21 protein-coding genes are annotated in these 15,728 nt (G+C 70.4%); 9 read left to right on the top strand and 12 right to left on the bottom strand.

From position 1 onward, the window contains the following. Positions 1-23: 23 nt before the first annotated feature. The 10 genes from atpB to ACG00Y_RS12955 all read right to left on the bottom strand — a co-directional run bounded on the left by atpB (position 24) and on the right by ACG00Y_RS12955 (position 7,801). A complete protein-coding gene (gene atpB, locus ACG00Y_RS12910) occupies positions 24-893 on the bottom strand; it encodes a F0F1 ATP synthase subunit A (protein WP_394479368.1) in 870 nt (289 codons plus the stop codon). Between the two features lie 13 nt (positions 894-906). Further along, positions 907-1,398: an ATP synthase subunit I gene (locus ACG00Y_RS12915; RefSeq protein ID WP_394479370.1), complete on the bottom strand. Its 492-nt coding sequence runs from the start codon at positions 1,396-1,398 to the stop codon at positions 907-909. A gap of 148 nt (positions 1,399-1,546) precedes the next feature. Beyond that, positions 1,547-2,449: an SMP-30/gluconolactonase/LRE family protein gene (locus ACG00Y_RS12920; RefSeq protein WP_394479371.1), complete on the bottom strand. Its 903-nt coding sequence runs from the start codon at positions 2,447-2,449 to the stop codon at positions 1,547-1,549. Positions 2,450-2,466: 17 nt separating this feature from the next. Next, a complete protein-coding gene (locus ACG00Y_RS12925) occupies positions 2,467-2,982 on the bottom strand; it encodes a GNAT family N-acetyltransferase (RefSeq protein WP_394479373.1) in 516 nt (171 codons plus the stop codon). A gap of 123 nt (positions 2,983-3,105) precedes the next feature. Next, the gene (locus ACG00Y_RS12930) at positions 3,106-3,828 is read right to left on the bottom strand and encodes an alanyl-tRNA editing protein (protein ID WP_394479375.1); all 723 of its coding nucleotides are present in this window, start codon (positions 3,826-3,828) and stop codon (positions 3,106-3,108) included. After that, positions 3,828-4,667: a PhzF family phenazine biosynthesis protein gene (locus ACG00Y_RS12935; protein WP_394479377.1), complete on the bottom strand. Its 840-nt coding sequence runs from the start codon at positions 4,665-4,667 to the stop codon at positions 3,828-3,830. The genes ACG00Y_RS12930 and ACG00Y_RS12935 overlap by 1 nt, the downstream gene beginning before the upstream one ends. After that, complete coding sequence (locus ACG00Y_RS12940) at positions 4,664-5,872, bottom strand: aminotransferase-like domain-containing protein (RefSeq protein ID WP_394479378.1); 1,209 nt, start codon at positions 5,870-5,872, stop codon at positions 4,664-4,666. The genes ACG00Y_RS12935 and ACG00Y_RS12940 overlap by 4 nt, the downstream gene beginning before the upstream one ends. Before the next feature lie 29 nt (positions 5,873-5,901). Continuing rightward, on the bottom strand, positions 5,902-6,597 hold the full coding sequence (locus ACG00Y_RS12945) for an aspartate/glutamate racemase family protein (RefSeq protein ID WP_394479380.1): 696 nt from the start codon (positions 6,595-6,597) through the stop codon (positions 5,902-5,904). Further along, positions 6,594-6,884, bottom strand: coding sequence for a DUF2917 domain-containing protein (locus ACG00Y_RS12950; protein ID WP_394479381.1), 291 nt, complete (start codon positions 6,882-6,884; stop codon positions 6,594-6,596). Before ACG00Y_RS12950 ends, ACG00Y_RS12945 begins: the two co-directional genes overlap by 4 nt. Next, entirely contained in the window at positions 6,881-7,801 is a 921-nt protein-coding gene (locus ACG00Y_RS12955) for a DMT family transporter (protein ID WP_394479383.1), read from the bottom strand. The genes ACG00Y_RS12950 and ACG00Y_RS12955 overlap by 4 nt, the downstream gene beginning before the upstream one ends. Before the next feature lie 74 nt (positions 7,802-7,875). Between ACG00Y_RS12955 and ACG00Y_RS12960 the strand changes: the two genes are divergently transcribed. From ACG00Y_RS12960 to ACG00Y_RS13000, 9 genes are all read left to right on the top strand, one after another. Then, complete coding sequence (locus ACG00Y_RS12960) at positions 7,876-9,306, top strand: aminotransferase-like domain-containing protein (protein WP_394479385.1); 1,431 nt, start codon at positions 7,876-7,878, stop codon at positions 9,304-9,306. Between the two features lie 79 nt (positions 9,307-9,385). After that, the gene (locus ACG00Y_RS12965) at positions 9,386-10,060 is read left to right on the top strand and encodes a PEP-CTERM sorting domain-containing protein (protein WP_394479387.1); all 675 of its coding nucleotides are present in this window, start codon (positions 9,386-9,388) and stop codon (positions 10,058-10,060) included. Next, positions 10,057-10,353, top strand: a complete 297-nt coding sequence (locus tag ACG00Y_RS12970; RefSeq protein ID WP_394479389.1) for a DUF6916 family protein — start codon at positions 10,057-10,059, stop codon at positions 10,351-10,353. The genes ACG00Y_RS12965 and ACG00Y_RS12970 overlap by 4 nt, the downstream gene beginning before the upstream one ends. A 9-nt stretch (positions 10,354-10,362) precedes the next feature. Then, positions 10,363-10,875: a phage tail protein gene (locus ACG00Y_RS12975; RefSeq protein ID WP_394479390.1), complete on the top strand. Its 513-nt coding sequence runs from the start codon at positions 10,363-10,365 to the stop codon at positions 10,873-10,875. 13 nt (positions 10,876-10,888) lie between these two features. Next, positions 10,889-11,404 (top strand): phage tail protein, encoded by a 516-nt coding sequence (locus ACG00Y_RS12980; RefSeq protein WP_394479392.1) that lies wholly within the window; start codon positions 10,889-10,891, stop codon positions 11,402-11,404. A gap of 9 nt (positions 11,405-11,413) precedes the next feature. Continuing rightward, positions 11,414-11,935, top strand: a complete 522-nt coding sequence (locus ACG00Y_RS12985; protein WP_394479394.1) for a phage tail protein — start codon at positions 11,414-11,416, stop codon at positions 11,933-11,935. Continuing rightward, entirely contained in the window at positions 11,932-12,414 is a 483-nt protein-coding gene (locus ACG00Y_RS12990; protein WP_394479395.1) for a GNAT family N-acetyltransferase, read from the top strand. The genes ACG00Y_RS12985 and ACG00Y_RS12990 overlap by 4 nt, the downstream gene beginning before the upstream one ends. After that, positions 12,411-12,773: a DUF6916 family protein gene (locus ACG00Y_RS12995; RefSeq protein WP_394479397.1), complete on the top strand. Its 363-nt coding sequence runs from the start codon at positions 12,411-12,413 to the stop codon at positions 12,771-12,773. The genes ACG00Y_RS12990 and ACG00Y_RS12995 overlap by 4 nt, the downstream gene beginning before the upstream one ends. 115 nt (positions 12,774-12,888) lie before the next feature. Then, positions 12,889-13,458, top strand: a complete 570-nt coding sequence (locus tag ACG00Y_RS13000; RefSeq protein ID WP_394479398.1) for a response regulator — start codon at positions 12,889-12,891, stop codon at positions 13,456-13,458. Here ACG00Y_RS13000 and ACG00Y_RS13005 read toward each other — a convergent pair. Beyond that, complete coding sequence (locus ACG00Y_RS13005) at positions 13,455-13,835, bottom strand: hypothetical protein (protein ID WP_394479400.1); 381 nt, start codon at positions 13,833-13,835, stop codon at positions 13,455-13,457. The genes ACG00Y_RS13000 and ACG00Y_RS13005 overlap by 4 nt on opposite strands. Beyond that, positions 13,832-15,712, bottom strand: coding sequence for an ATP-binding cassette domain-containing protein (locus ACG00Y_RS13010; protein ID WP_394479402.1), 1,881 nt, complete (start codon positions 15,710-15,712; stop codon positions 13,832-13,834). Before ACG00Y_RS13010 ends, ACG00Y_RS13005 begins: the two co-directional genes overlap by 4 nt. Between the last annotated feature and the right edge of the window lie 16 nt (positions 15,713-15,728).

Consider the following 15,728-nt stretch of genomic DNA (forward strand, 5'->3'; position numbering starts at 1 on the left):
AAGGAAGAAACAGCGATCAGTGATCAGTGATGGTCGTGCGCCTGACCGATATAGATCAGCGTGAGCATCATGAAGATGAAGGCCTGCAACACGATCACGAGGACGTGAAACAGCGTCCAGATCGTGCCGGCCACGACATGGCCGAAGGCCATGCTGAAGCCCGTCACGCTCATTGCGAAGGCGCCACCCATCAGCGCGATCAGCATGAACACGAGTTCGCCGGCAAACATGTTGCCGAACAGCCGCATGCCGTGGGACACGGTCTTGGCCAGGAACTCGATCATCTGCATCAGGAAGTTGAACGGCCACAGCGCCCAGTGGTCGCCGAACGGCGCGGCGATCAGCTCATGGCCCCAACCGCCCAGACCCTTGATCTTGACGCTGTAGTAGATGCACAGCAGCAGCACGAAGGTGGACATGCCCAGCGTGGTGGACAGGTCGGCCGTCGGCACGACGCGCAGGTAATCTTTGAAGCCCATGGCCGGGCCGGCCGTGTGCCAGAGCTGCGGCAGCGCATCCACCGGCAACATGTCCATGAAGTTCATCAGGAAGATCCAGACGAACACCGTCAGCGCCAGCGGGCCGACGAAGGCGCGGCTCTTGGCGTTGTTGATGACGCCCTTGGCCTGGTTGTCGACCATCTCGAACAGGATCTCGACGGCGGCCTGGAAACGCCCCGGCACGCCCGACGTGGCCTTGCGCACGCCCAACCACAGCAGGAACACGCCGAGGAAGCCCAACACGGTCGCAAACACCAGCGAGTCGAGGTTGTAGAGGCTGAAGTCGACGATGTCCTTCTGCTTCACACTTTCGAAAGCGAAATTCTTCTGCAGATGCTGCAGATGGTGAGTGATGTACTCACCGGCGCTGGGCGCGTGCTGTTCGCTGCTCATCGTCTTTAGTCGCTCAATTCGTTTTATGAACGGCCCGGCTCAACCACCACCAGGCCCCCAGATGTACCTTCAGGCACGCGATCAGCGCCACCAGCAAGGCCGGCCAGCTCAGATCCCGCACCAGCCACGCCGCCGCCACCAAGATGACGACCGCGAGGCCCACTTTGATCAGTTCCCATACGAGGAACGACAGGAACGCCGCCTGTGCCTGAGCAGCCGGGCGGCGCAGGCCCCAGGCCATGACGGCATGGGGCAGCACCACCGCAGCCGCACCCCAGACCGTGGAGCGCACCTGCTGCGCGGGTGCAGTGCCAAAGAGCCACCACACCAACGCCAACAAGCCACCGACCACCGCCTGGATGAGCACCACTCGCCAGGGCGAGAGGGGCTTTTCGCGCGCCAGCAAGGCTTGCACCTGCTGGGCGGTCCAGGGCAGCACAGACTCGGAATCGGGCGCTTCGTCGTCCCAACCGCTGGCAGGACGAACCTCAGGTGTGGCAGTCATGTCGGCGTTGACGGGACGATTGGGCGCCGGCCCGAATGCCGGCCGGCAAAACCACGGGAGTATATGTGGAAACCCGTACTTTCCCAAAACACACGCCACACATGACGCCACACACCCGCGTCTGCGGGGACGTCGCGGCCCGGCGGTTCTAGAGGCTGCAGCGGTGGGCCGGCAGCCCGGGCACGTCCACGCGCAAGGTCAGCACAGCGCCCGCCCAGGGCTCCTGCGCCAGCTCGTCGGCCGGGCGCTTGTCACTGGCCGTCGTGATGAACAGCGTGCGGCGGTCGGCGCCGCCGAAGCAGGGCATGGTGGGGCAGCGCACCGGCAGCGCGATGTCCTCCAGCAGCTCGCCGGTCGGCGCATAACGCAACAGTCGCTTGCCTTCGAACATGGCCACCCAGTAGGCGCCGGACTCGTCCACGGCCGCGCCGTCGGGCCGGCCGCTGTAGGTCGACAGCGGCTGGTCCGCCGCGCGGGGTGTGAAGCGGGCGAACAGCTGGGCCTCGCCCAGCGTGCCGGCCGCCACGTCAAAGGCATGGCGCCAGACCATGTGCGCCTTGGTGTCGCTGCGGTAGATGAAGCGGCCGTCCGGGCTCCAGGCCAGGCCGTTGGACGTGACGATGCCGCCCAGCTGCGGCTCGGCGCCCGCAGCATCGATGCGGTACAGCGACGCCTCGGGCTCGCGCGCGTCGCTGAGCGCGCCGATCCAGAAGCGCCCGGCCGCATCGGGCTTGCCATCGTTGTAGCGCTGGCGGGCCGGGTCGTAGGGCGGCTCGGCCAGCCGCTGCATCTGGCCGTTAGCCGTGCCCAGGGCCCACAGCCCGTCGCGACGCGCGACGACCAGCCCACCACCCGCGCGGGCGGCGATGCAGCCGGGCTCCGAGTCCTGCGGGAAGACGTCCGGCACATCGGCGCCGGCACGCCAGCGCAGCACCTGCCGGCCGGGGATATCGACGCAGTAGAGCTGCTGCTCGTCGGGATGCCAGAGCGGCGATTCGCCCAGCAGGCAGCGGTGCTCGCCCAGGGGCCGGATGTCGTAGGAGGCGGTCATCCCGCCACTCTAGGCGGTTATCCGAAGTAACTGGGCCGGAAGGCGCCGAGTTCGGCCTTCAGATAGTGCGCGCCGGGGATGGGGTTGAAGTAGAACGGCGGCACTTCCACGAAGCCCAGGCTTTCGTACAGACCGCGCGCGGCTTCCATGTCGTCCAACGTGTCCAGCAGCATGGACGAGTAGCCGGCCTCGGTGGCGCGGTCCATCAGCGCCTGCGCCAACAGCCGGCCCAGGCCGAAGCGGCGGAAGGCCGGACGCACGAACAGGCGCTTCATCTCGCAGGCATTGGGATAGTCGGCGTCGGGCAGCGGGCGGAAGGCGCCGCTGCCGGCCACGGCGCCGTCGACGAGGGCCAGCAGCATCAGCCCGCCGGGCTGCGCGTAGGCGCCGGGCAGCTCGGCGAGTTCCGCCTCGAAGCCCTGGAAGTCGAGGTCGAAGTCGAGGCTGCTGGCGTAGTCGCGCAGGATGAGGCGGGTCTCCCGCCAGTCCTCGGGGGACTCGGGCGTGATGAGCTGGATGTCGGGGCCGACCATAGGCGGCGCAGTTTAGCCAGCAGCGTCAGGACGCAAATCCCAAGACCACTCGGCGCGTCTTCACGCTCTTCTTCTGGTGATCACTCACGTTCGCTGCGCTCACATGAGTGCTCCCCAAAGAACTCAGCCGCGGCCTGCGGCCGGCTCGGCAAAGCCGAGCACGACCCTGCGGGTCTTGGCTGACTTCTTTTCAATCTTCGTCACGACAACCGCACCGATCTCGGCGGTGTTGCTGACATGCGTGCCACCGCAGGGCTGCAGGTCCACGCCCTCGACCTCCAGCACACGCACCCGCCCCAGCCCACGCGGCGGCTGCACGCTCATGGAGCGGACCAGGCCGGGGTTGGCGTCCAGCTCGTCTTCGGTGATCCAGCGGTGGCCGACCGGATGCGCCTCGGCCACCAGGCGATTCAGTCCCGCCTGGATGGCCTCCTTGTCGAAGGGCTGGTCGGTGTGGAAGTCCAGCCGCGCATAGGCCTCGGTGATGGAGCAGCCGTCGACCGGGTAAGGCAGCAGCGCGCACAGCAGGTGCGTGGCGGTGTGGAAGCGGCGATGCGCGTCGCGGCGTGCGGCGTCGACCTCCACGCGCACGGCTGTGCCAACCGGCGGAAGCTCGCCGTCGACGAGGTGGACGATGGCCTCGGGATGCTCCTTGCTCTTGCGCGTGTCGGTCACGCGCCAGCGCCTGTCTCCCGCGCCCAGCCAGCCGGTGTCGCCGGCCTGGCCGCCGCCCAGCGGGTAGCAGACGGTGCGGTCCAGCAGCACGCCGCCCTCAACCTGGGCAGTGACCGTCGCATCGCAGGCCAGCAGCGTCGCGTCCTCGCGGAACAGGTCGTCCGTCCTCATCACAACCTCACCTGGCCATGGATCAAGGGCGTCACGTCGCCGCCTATCCACGTCGCCTCGGCGTCGCGCTTCACGTGCACGCGGCCGGCGCGGCCCAGCACGGCACCTTGGGCGGCGATGTAGCTGTCGCCCGCCAAACCCGCCTCCTGCAACCACAGCGCCAGGCCGGCGTTGAGGCTGCCGGTGACGGGATCTTCCGGCACGCCCAGGTCGGGCACGAAGGCGCGCACCTCGAACTGGCATTCGCTGCCGGCCGGGTGGGCACCGACGACGCCGAGCTTCAGGCCCTGCATCGCCACGAAATCGGGCTGCAGCGCGAGCACGGCCGCGGCATCGGCCAGGCGGGCGGCCATCCAGCCGGGGCCGTTGTCGCACCAGACGAGGTCCAGCAGCGCCTCGGGCGCAATGCGCAGCGCGGTCTGCACCTGCGCGCGGCCGGCGGCGTCGACCGGGCCTGTTCGCCGCAGCGGCGGCGCGGCGAAGGCCAGGCGGGCGCCGTCGCGCTTCACGCGCACCAGGCCGATGGCGCATTGCTGCACGACCTCGCCGGGCTTCTTCGTGTCGCCACCGCTGGCCAGGAAGGCGTGGGCGCTGCCGAGCGTCGGGTGGCCGGCAAAGGGCAGCTCGCCGCCGGGCGTGAAGATGCGCACGCGATAGTCCGCGCCGGGGTCGGTGGGCGGCAGCAGGAAGGTCGTCTCGGACAGATTGGTCCAACGCGCAAACGCCGCCATCTCGTCGTCGGACAGGCCGCCTGCGTCGATGACGACGGCCAGCGGGTTGCCCTTCAGCGGCGTGGCGGTGAAGACGTCGACCTGGGCAAAGCGGCGCAATTCAGTCATGGCGCGTGCTCCACAGCCGGCTCCAGCGCCTCGTACAGCAGGCGGCCGAGTTTCTCGACGCCCTCACCGATGAGGTCGGGCGTCAGCGTGACAAAGGACAGGCGCAGCGTGCGCGGATCGGGCTGGTGGGCGTAGAACGCCGCGCCGGGCACGAAGGCGATGCCGGCGTCCACCGCGCGCGGCAGCAACGCCATCGCGTCCAGGCCGGCCGGCAGGCGGATCCAGAAGAACATGCCGCCCTGCGGGTTCTGCCATTCGCAGCCGGGAGGCATGTGTTCGCGCAGCGCCACGGCCATCGCGTCGCGGTTGGCCTTGTAGAGCGCGCGGATGGTGGGCACGTGCCCGTCCAGGAAGCCGCTCTTCACCACCTCGTGGACGACGCGCTGGTTGAAGCCCGGCGTGTGCAGGTCGGCGGCCTGCTTGGCCTGCAGCAGCTTGGGGTAGAGCTCAGGCGGCGCGATGAGATAACCCAGGCGGAAGCCCGGCGTCAGCACCTTGGAGAAGGAGCCCAGGTACAGCGAGCCCTCGGGCCACAGGCTGGACAGCGCGGGCGGCGGCGGCTCGTCGAACCACAGGTCGCCGTAGGGGTTGTCTTCGACGATGGGCACGCCGGCGCGGCGCGAGGCCTCGACGACGTCGATGCGGCGCTGGGCGCCCATGACCCGGCCCGTCGGGTTCTGGTAGTTGGGCAGCAGGTAGCTGAAGCGAGTGCCGGGCGCGTCGTGGGGCAAGGCGGCGATGGCCTCGGGGCGCGGGCCCTCCAGGTCGCTGGCCAGGCTGGCGAACAAGGGCTCGAAGGGCGTGAAAGCCTGCAGCGCGCCGAGGTAGGTCGGCGTCTCGACGGCCACCGGCGCGCCAGCGTCGCAAAGAATCTTGCCGACCAGGTCCAGGCCCTGTTGCGAGCCGCTGGTGATCAAGACCTGGTCGGGCCTGACGTTCATGCCCAGCGAGGCCACGCGCGCCGCCACCCATTCGCGCAGCGGCGCATAGCCCTCGCTGGCCGCGTACTGCAGCGCCTCGCGCGGCGTGTCGGTCAGCACGCGGTCGCAGGCGGCCTTGATGGCGTCGACGGGGAAGGTGTCCGCGCTCGGCAGGCCGCCGGCCATGGACAGCACGCCCGGCTTTTCGGTGACCTTGAGGATCTCGCGAATGATGGACGGGTTCATCCGCGCGGCGCGGCGCGCTTGCATCCAGACGGTAGTCATGGCGGTTGTTTGGTGAGATTTCAAAGGAGTCAGCCTAGCATCCAGTCGACTGCGGCGCGGGCCTGCAGTTCGGTGGAATCGAACAGTGGCAGCGCCGCAGGCGAGCCGGCCGGCAGCGACAGGCCAAGCTCGGTGCAGCCGAGGATGGCGGCCTGCGCGCCCCGATCGGCGAGCTGCGCGACCTGCGCACGCAGCAGCTCGCGCGAGGCAGGCTCGAAGCGGCCGCAGCACAGCTCCTCGTAGATCAGGCGGTGCACATCGGCGCGGCCGGCCTCGTCGGGCGTGATGACCTCGATGCCGAAGCGCTCGCGCATGCGGTCGCGGTAGAAGCCGTGCTCCATCGTGAAGCGCGTGGCCAGCAGACCGGCGCGGCGCACGCCGGCCGCGCGCAGGGCCTCGGCCGTCACGTCGACGATGTGCAGCACCGGCAGGCCGGCGGCGCGCTCGACCTCGGTGGCGACCAGGTGCATGGTGTTCGTCGCGATCAATAGCGCCTCGGCGCCGGCGCGCCTCAAGCCCGCACCGGCCTCGCCCAGCACCCGCGCGGCCTCGGGCCAGTCACCCGTCGACTGCAGGACGGCGATCTGCGCGAAGTCGACGCTGTGCAGCAACAGCTGCGCGCTATGCAGGCCGCCCAGCCGTGCAGCGACGCCACGATTGATCAGTGCGTACAGATACTGGGTCGACTCCCAGCTCATGCCGCCGAGGATGCCCAGCGTTCTCATGCGAGCACCACCGTCGAGCGCCAACCGAGGCCGACCCGGGCCTCGCGTCGACGTTGCGCAACCGGCTGCAACAGCTGAAAGGCCGCCTCTGGCCAAGCCTCGACGACGGCCTCCTGGCCGGCCGTCAGCGTCAAGCCTTCGCCACTGCGCAGCCAATGGTCGTCGCTGCCACCGGAAAGGGTCAGCCACAAGCGGCCGCTCGTCACGACCAGCCGGCGCGGACCGCGCGAGGCAGCCAGCGTCAGCGCCTGGCCCGGCTTGAGTTGGGTGGTGAATCGATCTTTCATGTCGCCTCCTGCGTATGCACTGGTTGCCGCTTGCCCAGCCAGACCACCGCCAGCACGGCGGCGGCGAAGACCAGCGTCATCGCGTCCAGCGTCTCGCCGAGCAGCGGCACGGCCAGCAGCATCGAAAGGAAGGGCTGCAGCACCTGCACCTGGCTGACGCGCAGCGTGCCGCCCAGCGCCAGGCCGCGGTACCAGGCGAAGAAGCCGATCCACATCGAGAACAGCGACAGGTAGGCGAAGCCGGCCCAGGCCGAGGGCGCTACCGGCATGGTCGGCCGCGTCATGACGGCCAGCGGCACGGTCACGGGCAGGCTCAGCACCAGCACCCAGCAGATCACCTGCTCGGCCGTCATGTCGTTCGACAAGCGCGCGCCGCTGACATAACCCGCCGATGCGCAGACCACCGCGCCCAGCAGCAGGCCGTCCGCCATCTCCAGCCCGCCTGCGCCGCGCCAAGCGGCGAAACCCACCACAAGCCCCAGCCCGGCCAAGGCGCAGGCCCAGAAGGCCAGGCTCGGTCGCTGGCGCAGCACCAGCGCCGCGATGACGGCCGTCGCCAGCGGCAGCACACCGGAGATGACGGCCGCATGCACCGCGTCCACCTGCCGCACGGCCAGCCCGGACAGCAGCGGCCAGCCAAAGACGACGCCGCCCGCCGTGAAGGCCAGCCAGCGCCATTCGCCACCGCGTGGCCGGCGCGCGCCGGTGGCGACGAGATAGGCCAGCGACAGCAGCCCCGCGACGGCGGCGCGGCCGAAGGCGACGAAGGCGGGGTCGAGCTGCGGCGCCTCGACGCTGCCGCCGGCCAGCCTCGTCATCGGCAGGCTGAGCGCGAACATGACGACGCCGGCCAGGCCCAACAGCAGGCCGCGCGTGGCGTCATGTGACGTGGTGGTGGAGATGGAAGACCCTTGCATGGGCTCAGTCTAGGCACAGTCACCAATACAGAACCAGTACAGTCGACCCAGCCACACTTTGAATCTGTACTGCCATGCCCACCGGTACACACCCGCCGCTACAGCGCGACGCCAGCCAGCCGCTGGCCGGCCAGCTGGCCGAGCGCTACGCCCAGCGCATCCGCGAGCGCCTGCTGCTGCCCGGCGCCCGCCTGCCCTCGGTGCGCGACTGCGCCCGCCAGCACGGCGTCAGCCCGCACACCGTCGTCGCTGCCTATGACCAGTTGCAGGCCGCCGGCCTGCTGGAGGCGCGGCGCCAGCGCGGCTTCTTCGTGCGCGAGCAACGGCCCGTGGCCAGTGCCGCCCGCAGCGCACGCCCGGCCACCGCCATGCCGCGCCAGGCGCCGGTGGACGCTACAGCCCTGATCCGCGGCATGTTCGAGGCCGACGCGGCGCGCTCGCCGGGCCTGGGCACGCTGCCGGCCGACTGGCTGGACCCGACGCTGCTGCAGTCCGCGCTGCGGCGGCTGCACAGCGGCCAGGAGCAGGCCCTGCAGACGAGCTACGGCGACCCCAGCGGCGACGAGCGGCTGCGCGTGGCCTTGTCGCAGCGCCTGGCCGACCTCGGCATACACGCCAGCCCGGCGCAGATCCTGACCACCAACGGCGCCACGCATGCGCTGGACCTGCTCATCCGCACCCAGCTGCAGCCGGGCGACGCGGTGCTCGTCGACGACCCGGGCTGGGCCATCATTTTTGCGCGGCTGACGCAGGCCGGCATCCGGCTGCTGCCCGTGCCGCGCAGCGCCCAGGGGCCGAATCTCGACGTGCTGTCCGCGCTGGCCAGGGAACACGCACCGCGCGCCTACCTGACCGTCTCGGTGCTGCACAACCCGACCGGCCACAGCATCGACCTGGCCACCGCGCACAAGCTGCTGCGCCTGGCCGACGAGCACGACTTCTCCATCGTCGAGGACGACAGCTACGGCTTCCTCGCGCCCGAGCACCTGCCGCGCCTGGCCGCGCTGGACGGGCTGCGCCGCGTCGTCTACGTGAGCGGCTTCTCCAAGGTGCTGACGCCGGCCTGGCGGGTGGGCTATCTGGCCGCCGCGCCCGAGCGGCTGGCCGCGCTGACCGACACCAAGCTGCTCGACGGCCTGACCAGCTCGCCGGTGATGGAGCGCGCCGTGGCGCTGTGCCTGGAGCAGGGCCGCCTGCGCCGCCACGCCCAGCGTCTGCGCGAGCGCCTGGATCAGGCCCGCCAGCGCGTGGCGACGCTGGCAGCCCGGCAGGGCTTCCAGTGGGCCGCGCCGCCCGACGGCCTGTTCGGCTGGCTGGACGTGGGCGTGGACACCGAGCGCCTGGCCCAGCCGCTGCTGGACGCCGGCTGGCTGACCGCGCCCGGCGCCCTCTTCAGCGCCACGCGCTGCCCCGGCGCGCTGATGCGCGTCAACATGGCCACGTCGCAGGACCCGGCCTTCTGGCGCCAGTTGCGCGCCTGCGTGGACGACATCCGCGGCGCCTAGCGCCCCCCTAGATTCGCCCTGGTATTCGGTCTGCGGCAGGCGTCAACTCGCGCTGGGCGCCAAGCCCGGGGAGACAGCCATGAACAAGCAACGATGCCGCCTGGGGCATTTCATCGCCGGTCTCGGCCTGGTCATGGCCTCGTTGTCGGCCACTGCCGACTTCTCCGCCGACATCACCGTCAAGCTGCTGGCACCGGGCGGCACGACCGAGGACGCCACGCCCGTGTCGCTGACGCAGACCGTCGCCGTGGCCGACTTGGCCAGCGGCGTGCTGGCCGGCAATCTGGGCGGCACGGGCGACATCAGCGGCTTCATGCTCGACGACGAGCGCGTCTCGTTCGCCGGCAACACCATCCTGCTGCGCCTGGCGGCCGGCGGCGAGGCGGGCGGGCAGCTGACGACCGGCTACCTGGCCGACGGCCTGGACCCGGCCCGCTACGAAATCAGCGGCCTGGCAGTGCCGGGTCACCTCATCACCGGCTACACGGTCCAGGCCTTCGACGGCTTCGCCAACTCGGGCAGCAGCGGCCTGCTCGCGCCCGTCGTGCCGGCGGCGCTGGTGTTCCTGTTCAACAACGACACGATCAGCTTCAACCTCGACAGCATCGTCTTCGTGCCGCGCTTCGCCGGCCAAACCGAGAACTACGCGGAGTTCCGCATCGACCTGCTGACGACGCCGGTCCCCGAGCCGCAACCCGCATGGCTGCTGCTCGCGGGCGGTGCCCTGCTGTTGCTGCGTCGGCGTGCGTCATGAGCGCCGACCCGTTCACGCTGGCCCGCTTCGAGCCGCTCATCGGCAGCGGCTTCACGCTGTGGCTGGATGACGCGACCGCGCTGCCAACCCGCCTCGTCGAGGCCCGCGCCGGTGGCCTAGCGGCGCCGGACGGCCGCCAGCCCTTCAGCCTGACCTTCGAGGCGCCACCGGCGCCCGCACTGCCGCAGAACATCTACCGGCTCGAGCATCCGCAACAGGGTGCGATGGACCTGTTCCTCGTGCCCATCGGGCGCCAGCCCGGCGGCCTGCAATACGAAGCCGTCTTTGCTTAGGAGACCCTCATGGCCGACCCCTTTCTGGGCGAACTCAAGCTGGTCAGCTTCGGCTTCGCGCCCCGGCGCTGGGCCTTCTGCCACGGCCAGCTGCTGCCCATCAACCAGAACCAGGCGCTGTTCTCGCTGCTGGGCACCAGCTTCGGCGGCGATGGCCGCGTGAACTTCGCGCTGCCGGACCTGCGCGGCCGGGCGCCGCTGCATGCCGGGCTCAGCACCACGCTGGGCGAGCGCGGCGGCCAGGAGGCGGTGACGCTGTCGGCCGGCGAACTGCCCGCCCACACGCACACGCTGGCGGCCACAAACGATCTGGCCAACGCCAGCGTGCCGGGCGGCGCCGTGCCGGCCGCCAAGCCGCGCGGCGGCATCAACCGCTATGCACCTGCCGGCGGCGGCGCGGCGGTGATGGGCAGCAGCTCGCTGGCCCCGGCCGGCGGCAACCAGCCGCACAGCAACATGCAGCCCTACCTGGCGATGAACTGGGTCATCGCGCTGCAGGGCATCTTCCCCAGCCGCGACTGACCGAGGAGCTGCCATGTCCACCCCCTTCATCGGCGAAGTGCGCCTCTTCGGCGGCAACTTCGCACCCAATGGCTGGATGCTCTGCCAAGGCCAGCTGGTGTCCATCGCCGAGAACGAGGCGCTGTTCCAGCTGATCGGCACGATCTACGGCGGCGACGGCGAAACCACGTTCGCGCTGCCCGACCTGCGTGGCCGCGTGCCGCTGCACGGCGGCCAGGGGCCGGGGCTGTCGCCGTACAGCCTGGGCGAGCAGGGCGGCACGGAAGCCGTCACGCTGACGGCCGCGCAGATGCCCCGCCACACCCATCCGCTGATCGCCAGCCCGGCCGCTGCCAGCGGTGCGGCGCCCGGCGGTGCGCTGCTCGCCGCCACGGCCACTGCCAGCTACGACCCCGGCACCGCCAGCACCGCGATGGCCACCGGCGCCGTCGGCAGCGCGGGCGGCGCCCAGCCGCACGACAACATGGCGCCCAGCGTGGGCGTGAACTACATCATTTCGCTGTTCGGCATCTTCCCGCAGCCGAGCTAGGAGCAAGACATGGCCGATCCCTTCGTCGCCGAGATCCGCGTGATGCCCTACAACTTCGCGCCGCGGGGCTGGGCCCGCTGCGATGGCCAGTTGATGCCCATCAGCCAGAACACCGCGCTGTTCTCGCTGCTGGGCACCAGCTTCGGCGGCGATGGCAGGTCGACCTTTGCGCTGCCCGACCTGCGCGACAGCTTCGCGATGGGCGCCGGCGACGGGCCGGGCCTCAGCCAGCGCGATCTGGGCGAGCGAGTGGGCAGCGCCACGGTGGCGCTGCTGGCCAGCGAGATGCCGGCCCACAGCCACGCGCTGGCGGCCGGCGTGACGCCCGCCGCCACCAGCCCCGCCGGCAACGTGATGGCGCCGACGGCGAGCGGCGCCAAGGTCTACCGCGCGCCCGGCGCGGCCACCGCCATGGCCGCTGCCGCCGTCAGCCCGGCCGGCGCCAGCGCGCCGCATGCGAACCGCCAGCCCTATCTGGGTCTGATGTTCTGCATCGCGCTGCAGGGCATCTTTCCGCCGCGCTCCTCGTGAAGCACCGCCTGCGCCCTGCGACGCCCGCTGACGCGGCCTGGCAGCTCGCCATCTACGCCGGCACGCGCGCCGATGAGCTGGCGCTGACCGGCTGGCCCATCGAGCAATGCGAGGCCTTCATGCGCCAGCAGCACGAGGCCCAGCAGCGCCACTACGCACTGCACTTCCCCCGCTCGGTCTGCCAGCTCATCCTGGTGCAGGGCGACACGGTGGCCGGCCGGCTGTGGCTGGACGAGCGCGCCGACCGCCTGCACATCCTCGACATCGCGCTGCTGCCCGCCTGGCGCGGCCTGGGCGTGGGCACGCGCTGCCTGCAGGCGCTGGCCGCGCAGGGCCGGTGCCTGAGCATCCAGGTCGAGCTGCACAACCCCGCCCGGCGGCTCTACGAGCGGCTGGGTTTCGTGCCCGAGGGCGAACCCGTGGGCCTGCACCAGGCCATGCTGAGGCCCGCCGCCCACACCGAGGAGTGCCTGCCATGATCAACAAGCGCAATCTGCTCAAGGGCGGCATGACCGCCGTCGTCGCCAGCGCGGGCAGCGCCGCGGCCCTGGCCACCGTGCGGCCCAGCCTCGCTGGGCCATCGGGCCTGGCCAGCTGGCAGGCCCATGTCGGCGAGCGGTTCGACGTCCAGGGGCACGGGGTCACGCTGCAGGCCGTCAAGCCGCTGCCCAGCCGCCAGGCCGGCGAGCAGTTCAGCCTGCATTTCAGCGGCGCGCTGCCGCCCGGCATCGGCGACGCCCTGCTCTCGCTGACCCAGGCCGGTGCGCCCGCCCAGGCCCTGTACCTGGCACGCACACCGCAGGGCCTGCGCGCCGATTTCTGCCGCCTGCAAGGCTGACAAAGTTCTCACAAAGCAGGGCCAGTCCTGCTCGGCCGGCACGGGGTGGCCGGTGAGAATCCGCGTCGCCCGGCACCGCTGCCGTTGCGGTGCCCGATGTGAGCCGAGCGATCCCGTGAAATTTCTTGTTGTAGACCCGCTGGCCGGGGTTCAGACCTTCGTGCGCCAGTTGTTGCAAGCCCATGGCGTGGCGGCAGAGAACGTCCTCTGCTGCGCCAGCGTCGACGCCGCCCTCGCCCAGGGCCCGGCGTTCCAGCCGCAGTTGCTGATCACCGACTGGTTCGCCAAGGCCGCGCTGACCGGCCCGCAGCTCGCCCTGCGGCTGCGCGAGGCGCGGCCCGGCCTGCAGCTCGCGCTGCTGAGCTTCGACGTGACGCCCGAGCACGAGCTGGAGGCGCTGGCGCTGGGCGCCCAGTTCCTGCTGAAGAAGCCCTTCACCGCCGAGCAGCTGAAGAAGGAAATGGCCCGCGTGCTCGACGCGCTGCCCCGGCCGTCACCTGCACGGCTTGCGCGGCCCGTGTTGCCGCCGATGCCGCTGCAGCCGGTCATCAAGCCCGGTGACCGCGTGCGCTTCAACGGCGCCGTCCATGTGGCCCAGTACGTGGTGCACCGACCGGGCGAAACGGTGGTACAGCTGAAAGGCCAGGGGGGCCTGATTCCTGTCGATAGGCTGCAGCCCGCCTAGACGAAAGCGACCAGCAACATCAGCAGCGGATAAGGCAGCGCCACCGTTGGGCGCAGCGCGCTCTTCAGATACTCGGCAACGAGGCCGGCGCCGCGCGGGCGGCTGGCGAGCCAGTCGCTGTGCAACTGCATGGCCGGGGCATCGGCGCCGGTCTTCAGCGCGGGCTCGATGGCCAGCAGGCGGTCGCCCAGCCGACCCTGGAAGGTCTTGAGCACGGCCTCCTGCAACCACAGCAAGGCCAGCACCGCGAGCGCCAGCGCGCTGTCCAGCACCAGCAGCGTCGCCAGGAAGGCTGCCAGCTTGACGGCCAGCGCCAGCGCCTCGTAGCGCTCATGCTGGCTCTGCAAGGCCAGCCATTCCTGCTGCAGCGCGTTCACTTGGCCTCGAGCACTTCCCAGCGCTCCATCAACTCCAGCAGCTCGGCGTCGATGGCGGCAGCGCGGTCGGTCACCTCGGCGATGCGCGCCGCGCCCTGGGCGTACAGCTCACTGCCGGCGATCAGCGCGTTGAGTTGCTTCTGCTCGGCCTCCAACGCAGCCATCAGCTTGGGCAGCTCGTCCAGCTCGCGCTGCTCCTTGTAGCTGAGCTTGCGCTTGGTGGCGACGACCGGGGCGGGCTCAGGAGCAGCCGGTGGCGGCGTGGGCGCGGCAGCGGGCTTGGGTGCCGCCTGCGCCTGCAGGGCTGCAGCGCGTTTGGACTGCGTCAACCAGTCCTGCACGCTGCCCTCGTACTCGCGCCAGCGCGCCTCGCCTTCGTAGACGATGGTGGACGTGACGACGTTGTCCAGGAAGCGGCGGTCATGGCTGACGAGGAAGACCGTGCCGTCGTACTCGGCCAGCAACTCCTCCAGCAGCTCCAGCGTCTCGATGTCGAGGTCGTTGGTGGGCTCGTCCAGCACCAGCACATTGGCCGGCCGCGCGAACAGGCGAGCCAGCAGCAGGCGGTTGCGCTCGCCGCCGGACAGCGTGCGCACGGGCGAATTGGCGCGTGCGGGCGAGAACAGGAAGTCGCCGAGGTAGCTCTTGACGTGCTTCTTCTGGTTGCCGATCTCGATCCACTCCGAGCCGGGGCTGATGGTGTCGGCCAGCGTCGCGTCCAGGTTGAGCGTGTCGCGCATCTGGTCGAAATAGGCGACCGTCATCTTGGAGCCCAGGCGCACGCTGCCGCTGTCGGGCGGAAGTTCGCCGAGGATCATCTTCAGCAGCGTCGTCTTGCCGGCGCCGTTGGGGCCGATCAGGCCGACCTTGTCGCCGCGCAGGATGGTGGAGGTGAAGCCTCGCACGATGGGCCGGTCGCCATAGCTCTTGGACACGTCCTCCAGCTCCGCGACGATCTTGCCGCTGGCGCCGCCGGTGTCGATGTCCAGCCTGACCTTGCCCTGCACATCGCGGCGCGCGGCGTGGGCCTGGCGCATGACCTCCAGCCGCTGGATGCGCGCGACCGAGCGCGTGCGGCGTGCTTCCACGCCCTTGCGTATCCAGACCTCCTCCTGCGCCAGCAGCTTGTCGAAGCGCGCGTTGAACAGCGCCTCGTTCTCCAGCTCGTAAGCCTTGGCGGCCTGGAAGGCAGCGTAGTTGCCTGGGTAGCCGCGCAGTTGGCCGCGGTCCAGCTCGACGATGCGGTTGGCGACGTTGTCCAGGAAGGCGCGATCGTGGGTGATCAGCAGCAGCGAGCCCTTGAAGTCGTTCAGCAGGCCTTCCAGCCAGGTGATGGCGTCCAGGTCCAGGTGGTTGGTGGGCTCGTCCAGCAGCAGCACGTCGGGCTGGGCCACCAGCGCGCGGCCCAGCGCGACGCGCTTCTTCAGGCCGCCGGACAGCGTGCTGATCAGCCGCGAGCCGTCCAGGCCCAGACGGTGCAGCGTCTCCTCGACGCGCTGCTCCCAGTTCCACGCGCCGATGTGCTCGATGCGCTCCTGCACCCAGGCCAGGTCGTCGTTCTCGTCGTGGATCTCGTAGCGCTCGCGCAGCGCCTTGTGCTCGGCCACGCCCTCGCTGATGACGTCGAAGATGGTCGCGTCGCCGCGCAGCTCGGGCTCCTGCGGCACGTAGACGTTGGTCAGGCCTTGCTGCTGCTGCAGCAGGCCGTCATCGAGCTTTTCCAGCCCGGCGAGGATCTTCAGCAGCGAGGACTTGCCGGTGCCGTTGCGGCCGATGAGGCCGACGCGCTCGCCGACTTCGAGGGAGAAACCGGCGCCATCGAGAAGCGCGACGTGCCCAAAAGCGAGATGGGCGTTGGTGAGGGAGAGGACTGCCATCCGGCGATTGTCCCCT

Origin of the sequence: Pelomonas parva (genome assembly GCF_043555835.1) — a bacterium.
Classification (GTDB): domain Bacteria; phylum Pseudomonadota; class Gammaproteobacteria; order Burkholderiales; family Burkholderiaceae_C; genus Pelomonas; species Pelomonas parva.